Here is a 16,093-nt window from a genome sequence, read left to right as displayed (position 1 = left end):
ATTTATATTTTATATAAGCCAATTAACATTATACCAATCTCAAGTCCTGTATTCCTTTTAATAAAGAAAAGGATATCTCCGGGCCAACATACCTCCCAAGATATCCTTATAAAATAATCAATTCATTATAAATTAAATCTTTTTTACAAATCCTGTGCTTGTCGCTTCATATCCTAATCGGCGATAAAAATGATGAGCATCCTGTCGCTCACTTCGATTACCACTGTTCAAAGCAATGGCAACCAACCCGTTCTCTTTAGCCCAAGCTTCCGCTTCCTCATTTAACGCCTTCCCGATGCCTTTATTACGATGTTTTGAATCCATCACAAAAACGACGATACGCGCGTAATCTTCATTTCTTTCATAAAAGATATCAGCATGTAGTCCAACCATCCCAACGACTTCCCCTTCATCTTCAGCCACCAGAGTATGGTAGTTAGGGTCAGAAGCGATACGATCATATCTCATCTTCATATCTTCTACAGTCGTAGGATAACCAAGCTCCTCCATCAGATAAGCCAAAGCCGGAATATCCTCATGATGAGCAGTCCTTATCTTCAAAGCAATCCCTCCACTTATGAAAAGAAACATCAAAAATGAAAAATCACTCGCGCCCTCTTCCCCTGCACCCACTCATTCAAAAGTGAGGCAGGCTCTTTGCACGAAAAGGGACTACTCAGCGAGCAGTAGCGTAGCGGTCCATTTGAATCTGTAGAAGCGGCAGCGTTCGCCTTTGCCTCTGAATTTTCACCTTATAAGGTCCTATACAATCCAAAAATTCAGGGGCAACAGCGATCGAAAGATCAAATGGATCGCGGAGCGTCTTACAACGAGATCCCCGCCTACAAACACAAACCCTGCCTCACTTTTAATCCTCTTACAATACCTTCTCCAAGAAACTAATAGTCCGCTCGTTTTTTGGATTACCAAATACCTCTTGTGGCGTTCCTTCTTCTACGATGTAACCACCGTCCATAAACACAACACGGTCGCTTACTTCGCGTGCAAAACCCATCTCATGCGTTACGATCATCATCGTCATGCCTTCACGCGCCAGATCTTTCATTACGCCCAGCACTTCGCCTACCATTTCAGGATCGAGCGCCGAGGTAGGCTCGTCGAACAGCATAATGTCTGGGTTCATTGCCAGCGCACGTGCAATCGCCACACGCTGCTTCTGACCGCCGGAAAGCTGTCCTGGCAGTGCATTTGCCTTATCGGCCAAACCTACACGATCCAGCAGCTTCATAGCCGTTTCCCGGGCCTCTGCCTTGGACTGTTTCCCCAGTTCAGTCGGCGCGAACATAATGTTCTTGAGCACGGTCATATGCGGAAACAGATTAAAGTGTTGAAATACCATACCTATATTTTCACGGACTTTGTTAATGTCCACGTTTTTGTCACTCAAGTTGTAGTCATCGACAATGACCTCACCTGCGGTAATTTCTTCAAGCATGTTCATACAACGCAAAAACGTACTTTTCCCCGAACCAGAGGGGCCAATGACACACACAACCTCGCCTTCACGTACTTGCATATCGATGCCCTTTAATACTTGATTACTACCATAGCTTTTTTTCAGGTTTTTAACGATAATTTTACCCACGGCGAACTCTCCCTTCGAGACGGTTGGAAATTTTGGTCAGAACTGTAATGACGATAAGATACATCACCGCTACTACCAGCCAAATATCAAAGGATTGGAATGTCCGCGCAATAATGATCTTACCCGATTGGGTCAACTCGACCAGACCGATAACAGACAAAATGGACGTATCCTTCAACGTAATAACCAACTGATTGATAAACGACGGGATCATGATTTTCACAGCTTGTGGCAAAATGATTTTAAGCATAGCCGTCCGATAGGGTAGACCAAGCGAACGAGCTGCTTCCATTTGTCCCGGATCAATGGACTGAATACCACCACGGATAATCTCAGTTACATACGCACCCGCATTCAGGGATAATGTCAGTACAGCCGCGACAAAAAGCGGCATTTTGAAATCCAGTGCCTGTGGAATACCAAAGTAAATAAAGAAAGCAAGCACGATCAGCGGAATACCGCGGAATATATCGACGAATACAGTTGCAATACCACGGAACACCTTGTTATGGCTTACTTTCATAAAGCCAAACACCAACCCTAGGATAAAGGCTACGAGTAAAGATACAAGTGTGTACAGCAACGTATTTCCCATACCCTTAATCAGCGAAGGCAGCGAAGCGGAAATCAGTCCCCAGCGGCTGGTCTCTACAGGCGCCACACCTTTGCCCGATTCGCCAAGATATTTGGCCAAAATTTTATCGTATTCCCCGCTATTGCGCAGATTAACAAGCCCTGCATTAAATTTCTCCAGCAACTCCTGGTTCTTGCCTTGGTTAACAGCAAACCCGTAAGAAGCACCTTTTTCCTTATCTGTTACCAACTTAAGGCCGTTATTTTGGTTTACACCGTATGCCAGTACCGGATAGTCATCAAAGCAGGCAACCGAATTACCTGTTTTAACTTCATCATACATTTGAGAAGAATCATCGAACGGAACTGTAGTAAAGCCGTATTTGGCCTTAATCGATTCTGCGAATGTGTAACCTTCCGTTCCTGTTTTGACAGCGACACGCTGTCCTTTCAAGTCCTCATAGCGTTTAACCGTATCATTATCCTTGCGGACCGCCATGACGACGCCTGAATCAAAATAAGGCTCGGAAAAATCAAATTTCCGCTTACGTTCATCGGTAATACTCATCCCGGCAATGACACCATCCACTTGATTCGTTTCAAGGGCCTGCACTGCCGCGTTAAAGCCAAGAGGCTTAATCGTATATTCAAAATTCTGATCCTTGGCAATAGCTGCCAGCAAATCCATGTCGATTCCGACAAATTTACCATTTACATCTTCAAACTCAAAAGGCGCGAACGTTGTATCCGTGCCGATATCATACTTTGTTTTATTTTCTGCATGTGCCACTACACCGAAATTACCGGCCAGGGCAACCACAAAAAACAAACAAATCATGAGTGCTATTAGTTTTCTAGATTTTTGCATAATTTCCTCCAGTCAGTTGAACGGTTCAAAGTTTTCTGTTTATTCTACAGGAGTTATTAAAAATTGACTACTTTGATGTCAGGTATTTTTGAAAAACGTTTCATGGAACTATCTGGATGTGTAAACTTTGAAGAAAGTTTTGCCCCAGAATGCCAATAAGCCCCTGCCGCAAAAAGCGGACGGAAGCTTATTGTGTATTCTATAGTGTGTACCTATTTTTCAAGAAATAATAATGAACTAGAAAAGAATTTTGAAAATCAATCCAGATAACAGCGCAGCAATCGGTATCGTTATAACCCAAGTAATAATAATTCGACCGGCCAGCGACCAACGCACAGCGGAAAAACGCTTCGCAGAACCCACACCCAAAATAGCCGAAGTAATGGCATGAGTGGTACTTACGGGCAAATGAAGCAATGTAGCTGTGAAAATAACAGAGGCTCCCGAAATGTCGGCTGCGAATCCGTTAATTGGCTCGATTTTAAAAATCTTGGTTCCCATCGTCTTGATGATTTTCCAGCCCCCGATAGATGTACCCAGCGCCATAGCTGTTGCGGCTGAAATTTTTACCCACATGGGTACTTCCAAATGGTCCTGATACCCCGCCGAAACGAGTGCGAATGTAATAATCCCCATCGCCTTTTGAGCATCATTCGTACCATGCGTGAACGACTGAAGCGCTGCCGTAATGACCTGCATTGTACGAAACCCTTTGTTTACCGTATGCGGACTACGACGAGCGAAGATGTATTTTAAAATTATCATCACGATGTAACCGACAACAAAAGCAATCAACGGGGAGAAAATAAGTCCTTCGACAATCCCGATGAAGCCGCTCCAGTTCAATTTATCCGATCCCGCACCTACATACACCGCTCCAGCCAATGCACCAATTAGTGCATGAGAAGAAGATGAAGGAATACCGAACCACCAGGTTAAGAGGTTCCAGATAATCGCAGCGATCAGCGTCGCAATGACGATATCAATTCCATTCGTAAGCTTGGTTGGATCAGCGACACTTCCACCAATGGTCTTCGCAACGCCTGTAAACAATATTGCCCCGAGAAAGTTCATGACCGCAGCCATAATAATCGCACGTCGCGGGGTCAATGCACGGGTCGATACCGAAGTTGCAATCGCGTTCGCCGTATCATGAAAACCATTAATAAAATCAAATGCCAGAGCAAGAAAAATAACAATACCCAATACCAGTAAACTTGTATCCATGTAAAAGGACTCCCTTACGAGTTACGCATAATGATGGATTCCAGCATATTTGCAACATCCTCGCATGAATCCGTTGTCGTTTCAAGGCGTTCGTACAATTCTTTGCGTTTAATCAGTTCAATAGGGTCAGTTACAGTTGCAAACAGGTTTTTGATGCAAATACGCAATAATTCATCCCCCTGATTTTCCAAATCATTCAGGCGAATAGTGTATTCACGAATGGCCAGCAATTTTTTCTGTGAAAGCAAATGTACAGCTTTCTGAATTTCGTAAGCTGATTGACGCAAAATATCAGCGAACTGCACAATATACTCGTCCGGCTCCGTAATGTTGTACATATAAAAACGAGAAGCCGTCGCTTCAAGACCGTCCAACACATCATCCATGGTTGTTGTCAGTTCCATGATGTCATCGCGTTCCAACGGCGTAATGAAGGTCTTGTTCAGCTCAGTAATAATCGTGTGTGTGTAATCATCACACTTATTTTCATACTTCTTCATTTCATTTGTAAACAAAGTCACATCCTGAAGATTTGAAGTATGTTGGGCAAAATAATCGGCTGCTTGCACGATCGTATCTGCCATATTTTCCAACGTCTCGAAGAATATATCCTTTTTCTTCAATCTCATAACGATTACCCCTTTACGAAAATATCCGCAACCTGTTTCGACTGCAATAGACAACCTTTGCTATCTTATCACACTCATCAATGTTTTTGTAATGTTTGTAAAAGCAAATTTCATGACATACGTATACAGTGCCCGACATGGAAGGTCATTATCCGACAATTTCTTCCTAAAAAGGTGTATTTCGTTTTCTAATTTGCTGCTATGGTTACATGTTCCTTCAGTGAAGTATCTGCAGGTACCACATGTATATAGGATGTACCTGGCGTTAACGGGATTTCAACCCCATTTTTCATAAAACGAATCGCATCGCCTGGTGTATGCCGCCACTCAGCCTGTATTAACTGTCCTTGTTGAAACACCATGGCCTCTCCACTGCCGTCGAGCTCAACACTTAATCTGCCTACATCATCCAACGTTTGATGTCTAGCGCTCATTACAATAACATTGGCTGCTGAGAGCTGTTGGTTATTATTTTGATCCACATGTGACTTTTCGTTCACAAAACGCTTATATTGTTGATTCGCTGGATCATAGGTATAAGATACCCGATAGCTTTTAAGCAAAAACCGAATTTGCAAAGATGCTGCAGTCTCGTCCACCATAACTGGGGTTTCACCGGATTTAAGGTAAGAATATACTGGAACGTCCGTCTGCTTGGCATACCCTTTACTATCGCTTCCTTTGCGCAGTCTGTTCACGTCTGTGTATAAATTATGTGGAGGACGACGATCTTTGCTTCGCCAGAAGTAAGCCCCTCCATTTGAAATCTCATCCAGATGTTCCTTCCGCTGCTGCTGTAAAATCGCATAGGCATCTGTGCTTCCCCCTGCGTGTATCGGCAACGCACCATAGGTTTCGCCCAGCTCAATCAAATACGGTCGAATGCTACGGACCGGCCCGATCTTTACATCTCCACCATGACTTTGGAAAAAAGCGACCAGACGGGTAATCCCGCCTTCTGCAAGAACTTCATATACCATGTCTGCCTGGCTAAGTCCTGCCTGTGGACGTGCAGCCGGAGCATTGTTAATCATGACAGCGAGCGGCCGCTCCAAAACAGGCTGCTCCACCGGAAGACCGGTAAGCGGAGCTGTAAATGCCGGAATAGACTGCTCCTTCGGCGGTTCAAGTGCCTCCTTCTCTGTTACTTGCTTGGTCGGTTGGGGAACGGATTCAGATTCACCCGTATTGGACATAGCAGTACAAGACATCAGCGTCATGCATAACAGAGCTGAGGCCATCACACGCAACCAATGATTTCGTTGGGAAATGGGCCCGGACAAGTTCATCCCTCCACTTAGTTATTTTTCTCATTATAAGCTTTATTTCCTGTTTTTGTCTTGATTGAAGCGTAACCACTCATAGAATACTTATCTAAAGACATTAAAATTTAAAAAATATTCAGACTTTGTGATTTTTATCACAAATAACTGTAACTGAACCTACTACAATAAAGGTGTAGCAAAGATGATCATCCCAACAAAATGAAATACAACCAACATTATAGATTAAGAAAGAGGAGTGGTTTGAATGTTTAACAGCTGGTTACGTGAAAACAAAGTCGCAATGTGGTTGCTGACTGTAGTACGGGTTTATCTAGGTTATGAATGGATGACCCACGGACTTGAAAAGCTGACAGGTGGATTCGATGCAGGCGGATTTATCTCGGGGGCCATTGCTAAAACAGGTGGAGACCATCCCGCTGTACAAGGCTGGTGGGGATCGTTCCTGGAAGCCTTTGCCCTGCCGAATGTAGGTTTGTTCAACGTCCTGATCCCATTGGGTGAGTTCTTGGTCGGGGTTGGCCTGCTTCTCGGTACATTGACTACGCTGGCTGCTTTGATGGCTATGGTTATGAACTTCTCGTTCCTGTTCTCGGGTACAGTAAGCACCAATGCAATCTACCTGCTGTTTGAAATCTTCCTTGTAGTTGCTGGTGCAAATGCCGGAAGAATTGGCTTTGACCGTTGGGTATTGCCCTTCCTGCGTGGACTGTTTCGTAAAAATAAAGATACCTTTCCAGTGGACCCTAGTCGAAAAATAGCTTAAACATCCCCAAAATAACCGTTATCCTCCGGGATAATGGTTATTTTTTTGCGCTGTTATGCTCACGATACACGTGCCTTCTAATTAATCGAAGACGAAAATACACAAAAGAACTTCCATTCCCACACACCATGTGGATTCGGAAGTTCTTTTTTTACATTTACGTATCACTTTCTTGACCAAAAGCCCAACAATTGAGACTTAACGAGCCAAGGACATACGATTGAAAAAGCTTACGCGCGGAGCGCTCATGATCCGCAGCCCCCATCGCATAAAACAAAGGTGAAAAATGCTCTATTCCATAAGAAGGTACCGCCTGTTTGGCATATGGAGCCTTCTTGTCATATTGGAATAGGTGACGCAAATTCCAGTCTTGAAGCTGCTGTGCAATCCAGTCATCATATTGAACGGCCCAATCGGCTGGCTCACTCGTCTGCTTGAGTGTCCGCAAGTTGTGGACCAATCCACCGCTACCGATAATCAAAATCCCTTGTTCTCGCAACGGCGCCAGCATCCGCCCAATCTCGTATTGCTCCTGGGGAGCGCGCCGAGAATCAATGGATAAGGGTACGACCGGTATGTCTGCATCAGGATATATATGCCGCAAAACCACCCATGCTCCATGATCCAGTCCTCGGTTCCGAACCGGCTGGTGGAACAGGTTATGCTGACTGAACAGATGCTCTATCTCCTCATACAGCTTTGGATCGCCTGGTGCAGGGTAATCAATTGAGTACATTTCTTCGGGAAAGCCATAGAAATCGTGCAACGCTGCATGCTGATCATCCGCGCCAATACATTGATCGGGGCTATCCCAATGCGCGGAAAAAATGACAATTCCATTGGGTCGGGGCAGGCTCGCGCCCAGCTTTGCAAGAAAGCTGGTATATGCGTTATTTTCTACAGCCAGTGTCGGTGAACCATGCGCAACAAAAATTGAGGGTAATGTCATCGCTGCCAACCTCCACACGCCAGTATAGTGTTACTCTTCCATTTTACTCCGGCGGAGGCGCAATTTCCAATACAATCCGTTACACACTGAAATCAGATCATCCAGTGCTGCCAATCCCGTTGAATATTTTCCTGTTCATCCAGCCATTCAAGTGTTCGATCAATCAGCCGTTGCCGCTCTTTACCTGACGAGAAAGTGTGATCTCCCTGGAAAATAATCTCTTTATCACAGCGCCCCTCTGGACGCATCCAGAATATCTTTTGAAACAGAAATGCATAATCCACAGGAATAATATCATCCGAGGTGCCATGAACAACGAGCACATCTCCGTTAAATTTAACGGCCTCCTGGAACGGCTGAAATTGAGCTAACGACTCAAAATAAGCAGGCGTAAACTTATAGCCCAAATAGTCGGCATGACCGGTTTTAACAGACTCATCGTACACGCTTCGCTCCGTAATTTTGACGATGTCGTTGAACGGATAGCCCACTGCGGACCAAAGAACCAGATTTTGTACTCTCTTGTCCCGTACGGCTGTGAGAAGGGCTACCGCGCCCCCCAGACTGTGACCAATCAGCGTCACCTTGGTCGGGTCAATGTCCGCGCAATTGACGGCGTAATCCAACACGGTACGTGTCTGATTAATCATGGACTCTAACCCCTGCTTGCCATATTCCCCCGTGCTTTCTCCACAACCGGCAAAATCAAAGCGCAGGACAAAGTATCCCCCTTCCGCCAGTTCACGCGCAGTCTTGACGAATAATCGATCTACTCCGATACGATTGCCTACAAAACCGTGACATATAACAACGAGAGGAACCCTTCTCTGACGATCTCCCTCATTTGTACGGTTTGGATAATGAATTGTTGCTGCCAGTTCTTCATGTTCAAAGCGAATTCCAATTTGCCGTTCCATCCTGATTCCCCCTGTTTCAAGCTTCACTACACATTTATGAATTCAAACTCATATCGTAACGTGGAATATCCATTCAGGATATTCATTCACTTTAATTCCGATAAGTTTAATAAGATTTTATAGTAAAGTCAGTCTATCATCGCCCTGCTTCCTTGTCAACCGGTCAGTTCACATCGTTAAAAAAGTAAACAAATAGCGCTCCCCGATGCGATTACGGAGAACGCTATACTACACTTATTAGAGTGAATCCACTACATTAAAGTAGACATTCGTTATTCGTAGCTGTTCCTAAACATTTGGTGGGTCTCCGTTCGTCCCTCCCACTCCAGCTTACAAGAGGCGCCGTTATGTTCATCCTCATGCCACAGGCTGCGGTAGTTCTGTGCACCTAGTTCACCCGCAAATTCTGTATCCTCAGCCACTTCGATATCCTCCAGTATACGGTACGTTGGAGATGATCCTTGAACGCTCCGGTGACTCACATTTGTAGACGAGGCCACCCCGCTATTCCCGTTCGAAGCGTTTGCCAGTCGTTTTTGGACTGAATAATCTGCCTGGTTCTCCAGTTTCATGATGCCACACCCTCTTAACGTTTATATTCAGGTTGCTCTATGTGCTCACCCTGTATCCAGTTTGAGGAGAATGCAGCGGTAATATACATTTTATAGATAAAGTCTTTTGCCATCCGACGCTTCCTCACGTATACTGTCTTTGTTACGAAATGGCGGTTCCATCAGCCTGGGATACGCTCATAAAGCAGGAGGAAGAAATGAATAAAGCAAAAAATTATACGCTTATTGCATGGATTGCCTTGTCTATGTTTTTCTTGACACAGGCAATTATCGGATGGTTTGTCACCTTTACAGGTGGGGATATCAAACCCTTTGAAAAAATCAGCCTATCCACCCTTATCATCATCGCTGCAGGAGCCATTCTACTCGTTGAAGCTCTGATGAATTTTATGGACCGTCCCGAAGAAGGCGAGGAGACACAACAGCCAGACCCTGCCCCTGCAAAGCCCCAGATGAATCTTAAATCCATCTTGATGTATGTTGTGTTAGTTGTCGTGATTCTTGTCGCCGGACTGGCGCTGCGCAGTGTACTGCCAGTATTCAGAATCTCACCTTGGGTGAATTTAATTCTCGCCGCCATTGGATTTATTGGACTCAAACCGATTTTTCTCCGTAAAAAACGTTCATAGCCCGCAATTCTCATTATATGGAGCTGCCTCATTTTGGATCGCAGCAGCTCCTTTTCATTTCGATCAGGCAACCGACTTACAGCATGGGTGTGCGCCAAAAAGCCGTATTCCTGGCCTGCAAGAAGCTGCATGGGGGAATACGGCTTGATATACTTTAGAACTTATTTGGAAAATAGTTGTTCTGCATTATCCAGAGCAATTTTATGTCCCGTCGCGGAATAGTCCAGCCAAGGCTGTCCGTCCAACATGTAGACATGCCCTTGCTTCACCGCCTTGAGACCTTGCCATACTGTATTTCCTTCCAGCTGCTTGTATACCTTTTGGGCATCCGCGCCTTTACTGATGATAACAAGGATCGCATCAGCATCATAATCCGGTAAAACCTCTTGGGAAACAACCTGATAAGCCTTGCTGATCTTTTCTACACCTTTGGCTGGCTTCAAGCCCAAGTCCTGATACAACAGCGGTCCCACCGGACGCTTCATCCCCATAACACGGACCTCTTTCGCCGTCACACGTACAGCCATAACCGTTCCGTCCCCAATTTTTGAATGAATCAGCTTTTTGACTCGTTCCTTCTGTGTATCATAGTCTTTTAGAAATGCGTCTGCCTGTGCTTCATGTTTGACCATAACGGCTATTTTTTTTAATTGATCCTTCCATGTGCCTTCATCCAGATCAAAAACTTCGGTCGGCGCAATTTTTTCAAATTTGGCCACATCGGTTCCCGAATATTTTTTGTCCAAGAAAATATGATCAGGTTGAAGCTCCAGTACCGCTTCCATATCCGGGTCTGTGACAACACCTAGCTTACGGGTATTTTGAAGACGATCTTTTACATGGGGCAGAAAATCCTTCACATCTCCGCCAATAACCGAACCAGCCGGAGTAATGCCCAATGCCAGCAGGTTGTTCGTCAAATGAATAGACATCGAAGCAATACGCGAATCCGCACTAATGGTTGTCTGCGCATTGCCAGCCGCTTTCGTATCGGTAGCCTGCTTGTCGGCTGCTTGTCCGCAAGCGGACAACATGATCATGCATACAACAAGAGTTGTGACTATCCATGAACGTTTAAAACCTGAACCCTCAAATTTGTGCTTTCTCATGATTACTCTCTCCTATGCCACAGAAACTCTACATTATAATGATCAATATAGAAGGCTTCTACTTAGTTATTAATTTCAGCGGGTTGTATCATTTGTACCATATGATTTCATATGTACCTATTCCTTCTGTCATTTTGTTCGGGACAGCAGGAATAAAAAATACGGAGCTCCTACCACAGCAACCACCACACCTGCGGGAATCGCATTCGGCTGAAACACCGAACGCCCAATCGTGTCAGCGGTGACCAGAATGACGACCCCGACCAAACAAGCTACTGGCAGCAAATGCTGGTACATCGGCCCAACCAGACGGCGAGCCAGATGAGGTGCAATCAGCCCAATAAAACCGATGCCCCCGGCCATGGATACGCTGGCACTCGATAGAGCCACGGCTACGCCCAGCAGTAATAGGCGCTGGCGCTTCACACTTGTGCCGATTCCAGCTGCGGTCTCGTCGCCCAACGACAGGTTGTTCAGACTACGCGTCTGCGACAGAACGTAGGGTAAAACAATGATTATCCAGGGCAGCAAAGCCGCTGCATGTATCCAGTCCCGGCCCCAAACGCTGCCAGCCAACCAACGTGCAGTAAATGCGTACGTATCCTCATCCAACCGCAACGACCAATACAGCGTTATGGCGCTAAGACCCGAGGCTACACCGATGCCGGACAAAATCAGACGCACGGGCACGATTCCTCTGTTGCGGCTATAGGACAACAAAACAATCAGCACGGCCGCAATGACACCTCCTGCAAAGGTAAACAAGGGGATCAGAACGGCGGCTGATCCGTCCAGATCGCGAAAAAAGCTAACGAACATTACCAGCCCCAACGCTGCCCCTGCGTGAAGTCCCAGAACTCCGGGATCAGCGAGTGCGTTCCGTGACAAGCCTTGCATGACCGCCCCGGCTGCGCCTAGTCCCGCTCCAGCCAGCACCGTTACAACGATACGAGGCAAACGATACTCGAACAGAACAATATGATCACGTCCACTGCCACCGCCAAACAACGTATCCAGCACGCGTAGCGGTGGAATACGAATGGTTCCGGTATTCAAACCCAGAACAATGACAACAAAGCTGATTCCCGCCAATACCAAACAGACGAGCCAAGCCTTTGTCGTTCTTGTATCCCCGGTCCCTAAAGAGCGACTCACTACAAATCCCTCCTTTCCTTACGGGCGAGAAAGAGGAAAAAGGGCACTCCGATAAAAGACACCATAATTCCGATAGCTAGCTCCTCCGGCGGATTCGCCATTCTCGCTCCCAAATCAGCCAGCACCAGCAGCACGGCTCCCAATAACGCAGACAACGGTACAATCTGGCGATAATCCACACCGATCAGCTTGCGAGCAATATGTGGGATAACCAAACCTACAAAGCCGATGGCCCCGGCAGCCGATACGGACAGTCCCGCCAGTACCACCACGGTCAGCAGACCCAAAAGTCGGATACGCCTGAGATTTAACCCAAGGTTTAACGCCACCTCATCGCCCATCGAAATCAGCGAAATGGAACGTGCCAGCCCCATAGACCAGGCGATCACCATAAGTAAAATCGGTGCAAGAATCTCAAGCTGCGACCATTTAATCCCGGCTACACCACCCGCATACCAGAAGGCTAAATCCTGACTTAGATCAAAATAAATCGCAATCCCCGAAGTCATGGAACCTAACAAGGCAGCCGTCACAGCTCCAGACACCGTCAATCTCATAGGTGTCAATCCTCCCGGTGCAGATGCTCCCAGACCAAATACTAGTAAGGTACTCATCAGCGCCCCCAGGAACGACAATACAATTAACGTCCCATAAGGTAGATTGGGGAAAAAGGCAAAACTCACAGCAACTACAAACATCGCTCCTGCGTTAATGCCCAGCACACCTGTATCTCCCAGCGGGTTGCGTGTAATACCCTGAATCAGAGAGCCTGCCACCGCCAGCGCAGCTCCAATAACAGCTGCACCCAGTACACGCGGTAATCTCAGCTCGTGAATGATCTGATGTGTCATTAGCGAACGATCATAGTGAAATACTGCCGACCACACGGTGCCTACGGTCAAGTCCTTGGCTCCAAAAGAAATGGCGGCGAATATGGCCAAAGCCAACAATACAGCCGAAGCTGTGAACAACAACGCCTGCCGAATCCTACCCGCTCGAAGAACTGGAGGTGCTGTTATGACTACTTTAGGAACTTCCCTCTCTGTCAGATCTGTATGTTTGTCCATGCTGTCTTTAGACTGCATTTGGTGAGGTCACTCCCTCCGTACCTGAAAATCATCACATCTCTCATAACGATAATGATAATTATTATCAACTTGATACATAATAGCATGTTTCTATGACATTGCAAGCCAAAAACTGTTCCCCTTAGAAGGAACAGTTTTTGAATATATCTATATGATTTACTACACAGGTGACTCCAAACGGTACTCTCTTTAGTACGTAGGCCAGCCTGCCGAATCCCATTTCAAATCACTAATCAGAAGCTTTGGATTTCCACCATCAGTGGCATCATAGGCATGACGTGCAATCACACTGTTGTTATAGACAGATTGTCCACCCGGTCCCTTCCAACGGTCATTCCCCGCATCCAGTATCGTTCCACCGCCATCCATCAAGCTTTTTCCGCTCTTGTCCACATACGGTCCGGTAATACTAGTAGAGCGACCGTAAATAATCTTATAATTACTGTCCACGCCTTTGCAGCAGTTATCAATGGAAGCAAATAGATAATAATAGCCGTCGCGGTATGTAACATGTGGCGCTTCCAAACCACCAGCCGTACGCTTGGCGATAGAATAGATCTGGCCCGTAGGCTTCATCGTATTTTTGTCCAGTCGAGTCACTTTCAAGCCTGAATTCCATGAACCAAAGGAAAGCCACGGGTTACCAGAAGCGTCAATGACGAGATTCGGGTCAATAGCATTGTAATCGTTAGCATCCGTCGTACGCAGCACTAGTCCATCATCTCTCCAGCTCCCCGCGCCAATACTCGTTGCGGAGGCTAGTCCGATAGCCGAGGTCCGGGCACCAAAAGTAGAAATGGAATAGTACAGCCATACCCGTCCATTATACTTTTGAGCATCCGGTGCCCATACATCGTTAGGCTTTTGCTTAGGTACATACGATTTCCACCATGATGGCGGCGACAGGAATATTTGCGGCAATCTGTAAAAATTGCGTCCGTCGTCCGATCTTTGAACCTGTATCCCCTGCCCTGTGGAGAAAATATACCATGCGTTGCCTTCCTTCGTAATGGACGGATCATGCACTGCTACATCGCCAGTTAACGCCCAATGCTCTGCGGATGCAGATGGCATCACTGACAGCATTAAAGCAGCCGAGGTTACAGCAGCAAACGCCGTTCGGGTCAATTTACTCTGTACTGATTTTTTCCATGCTTTCAACATTCCTTCGCACCTCCGAATGAGTATCTTATAATGAAATTCAGGTGACACACCTATTACATTAGTGTTTATACTTATGAAGTTACCCATATATTAACCTATCACATTCACCTTTGTAAACGCTTTATTTCAAATAAAAAGAAATTTATAAACTATGCATTATACATAAAAAGGAGCCCGTAGGCTCCTCTTCAAATTAGCATATTAAATAAATTTTCGTTTTTGTTCAGTTCCGTATATTTAAGCCCCTTGCGGTTCATTCGCTCAATTAAAGGAAGATAGTCTTCCTTGTGGAACAGCTCAATGCCGACCAGAGCTGGTCCATTTTCCTTATCATTCTTTTTCGTATATTCAAACCTAGTAATATCGTCGTCCGGTCCAAGCACATCCTGTAGAAACTCACGCAGGGCCCCAGCTCTTTGCGGGAAATTCACCATAAAATAATGCTTCAGTCCTTCATAAATTAGGGACCGTTCCTTAATCTCCTGCATACGATCTATATCGTTGTTACCACCGCTGACGATACAGACAACCGTTTTGCCTTGAATCTGCTCGCGATACAAATCAAGTGCTGCAACAGGCAGTGAACCCGCAGGCTCCACAACAATCGCATTTTCATTATACAACTCCAGAATCGCGGTACATGCTTTGCCTTCCGGTACCTTCACAATATCGTCCAAGGTATGTTTACAAATATCGTATGTCAGCTGACCCACACGCTTCACTGCAGCTCCGTCAACAAACTTGTCTATTTGATCCAGTGTAACCACCTTGTGCAGACGCATCGCTTCCGTCATCGACGCTGCGCCGAGGGGCTCCACGCCAATTACCTTGGTGGACGGACTCACGGTTTTAACATACGTACCTACGCCTGCCGCCAAACCGCCGCCGCCAATCGTTACGAACACATAGTCCATAGGTGTATCTAGGCTCTCCATCACTTCCATCGCAATCGTACCATTGCCCGCAATAATTTTCGGCTGATCGAACGGATGGATGAAGGTCATTGCCTGCTCGCTGCACACCTTCATGGCCTCATCATAAGCATCGTCAAACGTGTCTCCGGTCAGAATGACCTCTACACTGTTACCGCCAAAGCGACGAACCTGCTTCACCTTCTGATTAGGCGTTGTACTCGGCATAAATATTTTACCGTGGATACCAAGTGCGTTACATGAAAAAGCCACACCTTGCGCATGATTCCCCGCACTCGCACACACGATGCCTTTTTCCATTTGCTCAGGAGTCAAGCTGCGGATCATGTTGTAAGCTCCACGGATTTTAAAGGACCGCACGACTTGGAGATCCTCTCTTTTCAGATACACATTACAATTATATTTGGCCGATAGGACCGCATCCCTCTGTAAAGGTGTACGTACAATCACCTCACGCAGCATATGATGCGCTCGTACAATATCCTCCATGCCAACGGCTGACGCCATGGCCGGGTCAGTTTTCTGGGTTTCTGTTGGTTCCATAGGTTCTCCACGCTCCGCCTGAATATTTCTTTCTGTATTTGAAATCTTTCAAATATCATACCACGTTTACCCATAGCTTGTGC

The 16,093-nt window shown here is 46.0% G+C and carries 16 protein-coding genes; 2 read left to right on the top strand and 14 right to left on the bottom strand.

Going from position 1 to position 16,093, the window contains the following annotated elements; genetic code table 11:
* Nucleotides 1-132: 132 nt before the first annotated feature.
* The 6 genes from WA407_RS18785 to WA407_RS18760 all read right to left on the bottom strand — a co-directional run bounded on the left by WA407_RS18785 (nt 133) and on the right by WA407_RS18760 (nt 6,186).
* Nucleotides 133-561 carry a GNAT family N-acetyltransferase gene (locus WA407_RS18785; RefSeq protein ID WP_235307303.1) on the bottom strand — a complete coding sequence of 143 codons (429 nt, stop codon included), beginning with the start codon at nt 559-561 and terminating at the stop codon, nt 133-135.
* A gap of 316 nt (nt 562-877) precedes the next feature.
* A complete protein-coding gene (locus WA407_RS18780; RefSeq protein WP_235307302.1) occupies nt 878-1,606 on the bottom strand; it encodes an amino acid ABC transporter ATP-binding protein in 729 nt (242 codons plus the stop codon).
* Nucleotides 1,599-3,047, bottom strand: a complete 1,449-nt coding sequence (locus WA407_RS18775) for an amino acid ABC transporter substrate-binding protein/permease (RefSeq protein WP_103049900.1) — start codon at nt 3,045-3,047, stop codon at nt 1,599-1,601. Before WA407_RS18775 ends, WA407_RS18780 begins: the two co-directional genes overlap by 8 nt.
* Nucleotides 3,048-3,284: 237 nt before the next feature.
* The gene (locus tag WA407_RS18770) at nt 3,285-4,274 is read right to left on the bottom strand and encodes an inorganic phosphate transporter (RefSeq protein ID WP_039272398.1); all 990 of its coding nucleotides are present in this window, start codon (nt 4,272-4,274) and stop codon (nt 3,285-3,287) included.
* Nucleotides 4,275-4,288: 14 nt separating this feature from the next.
* Entirely contained in the window at nt 4,289-4,903 is a 615-nt protein-coding gene (locus WA407_RS18765) for a DUF47 domain-containing protein (protein ID WP_007428879.1), read from the bottom strand.
* Nucleotides 4,904-5,091: 188 nt separating this feature from the next.
* Nucleotides 5,092-6,186, bottom strand: coding sequence for a DUF3048 domain-containing protein (locus WA407_RS18760; RefSeq protein WP_254329593.1), 1,095 nt, complete (start codon nt 6,184-6,186; stop codon nt 5,092-5,094).
* Nucleotides 6,187-6,433: 247 nt separating this feature from the next.
* On the opposite strand from WA407_RS18760, the gene WA407_RS18755 reads away from it, so the two are divergent.
* Nucleotides 6,434-6,952: a DoxX family membrane protein gene (locus tag WA407_RS18755; RefSeq protein ID WP_235307300.1), complete on the top strand. Its 519-nt coding sequence runs from the start codon at nt 6,434-6,436 to the stop codon at nt 6,950-6,952.
* Nucleotides 6,953-7,109: 157 nt separating this feature from the next.
* Here WA407_RS18755 and WA407_RS18750 read toward each other — a convergent pair whose 3' ends face one another.
* The 3 genes from WA407_RS18750 to WA407_RS18740 form a co-directional block, all read right to left on the bottom strand.
* Nucleotides 7,110-7,901 carry a dioxygenase family protein gene (locus WA407_RS18750; RefSeq protein ID WP_336078063.1) on the bottom strand — a complete coding sequence of 264 codons (792 nt, stop codon included), beginning with the start codon at nt 7,899-7,901 and terminating at the stop codon, nt 7,110-7,112.
* 92 nt (nt 7,902-7,993) lie between these two features.
* The gene (locus WA407_RS18745) at nt 7,994-8,818 is read right to left on the bottom strand and encodes an alpha/beta hydrolase (protein ID WP_068938549.1); all 825 of its coding nucleotides are present in this window, start codon (nt 8,816-8,818) and stop codon (nt 7,994-7,996) included.
* Between the two features lie 272 nt (nt 8,819-9,090).
* Nucleotides 9,091-9,390 (bottom strand): hypothetical protein, encoded by a 300-nt coding sequence (locus tag WA407_RS18740; protein ID WP_336078060.1) that lies wholly within the window; start codon nt 9,388-9,390, stop codon nt 9,091-9,093.
* A 197-nt stretch (nt 9,391-9,587) separates the two neighbouring features.
* Here WA407_RS18740 and WA407_RS18735 point away from each other — a divergent pair, with 197 nt between their 5' ends.
* Nucleotides 9,588-10,019: a hypothetical protein gene (locus WA407_RS18735; RefSeq protein ID WP_254329592.1), complete on the top strand. Its 432-nt coding sequence runs from the start codon at nt 9,588-9,590 to the stop codon at nt 10,017-10,019.
* Nucleotides 10,020-10,180: 161 nt separating this feature from the next.
* On the opposite strand, the gene WA407_RS18730 is transcribed toward WA407_RS18735, so the two are convergent.
* The 5 genes from WA407_RS18730 to ilvA all read right to left on the bottom strand — a co-directional run bounded on the left by WA407_RS18730 (nt 10,181) and on the right by ilvA (nt 16,010).
* A complete protein-coding gene (locus WA407_RS18730) occupies nt 10,181-11,128 on the bottom strand; it encodes an ABC transporter substrate-binding protein (RefSeq protein ID WP_336078058.1) in 948 nt (315 codons plus the stop codon).
* A gap of 129 nt (nt 11,129-11,257) precedes the next feature.
* Nucleotides 11,258-12,283 (bottom strand): FecCD family ABC transporter permease, encoded by a 1,026-nt coding sequence (locus WA407_RS18725; protein ID WP_235307296.1) that lies wholly within the window; start codon nt 12,281-12,283, stop codon nt 11,258-11,260.
* The gene (locus tag WA407_RS18720) at nt 12,283-13,368 is read right to left on the bottom strand and encodes a FecCD family ABC transporter permease (RefSeq protein WP_336078055.1); all 1,086 of its coding nucleotides are present in this window, start codon (nt 13,366-13,368) and stop codon (nt 12,283-12,285) included. The genes WA407_RS18725 and WA407_RS18720 overlap by 1 nt, the downstream gene beginning before the upstream one ends.
* Before the next feature lie 192 nt (nt 13,369-13,560).
* Nucleotides 13,561-14,535 (bottom strand): glycoside hydrolase family 43 protein, encoded by a 975-nt coding sequence (locus WA407_RS18715; protein ID WP_250259370.1) that lies wholly within the window; start codon nt 14,533-14,535, stop codon nt 13,561-13,563.
* 188 nt (nt 14,536-14,723) lie between these two features.
* Nucleotides 14,724-16,010 carry a threonine ammonia-lyase IlvA gene (gene ilvA / locus WA407_RS18710; protein ID WP_235307293.1) on the bottom strand — a complete coding sequence of 429 codons (1,287 nt, stop codon included), beginning with the start codon at nt 16,008-16,010 and terminating at the stop codon, nt 14,724-14,726.
* Between the last annotated feature and the right edge of the window lie 83 nt (nt 16,011-16,093).

The sequence above is a fragment of the Paenibacillus sp. 203 genome, from assembly GCF_037027525.1.
GTDB classification, from domain to species: domain Bacteria; phylum Bacillota; class Bacilli; order Paenibacillales; family Paenibacillaceae; genus Paenibacillus; species Paenibacillus polymyxa_B.
The sequence above is the reverse complement of the archived record's forward strand: the minus strand, read 5'-3'. Positions and strand labels throughout refer to the sequence as shown.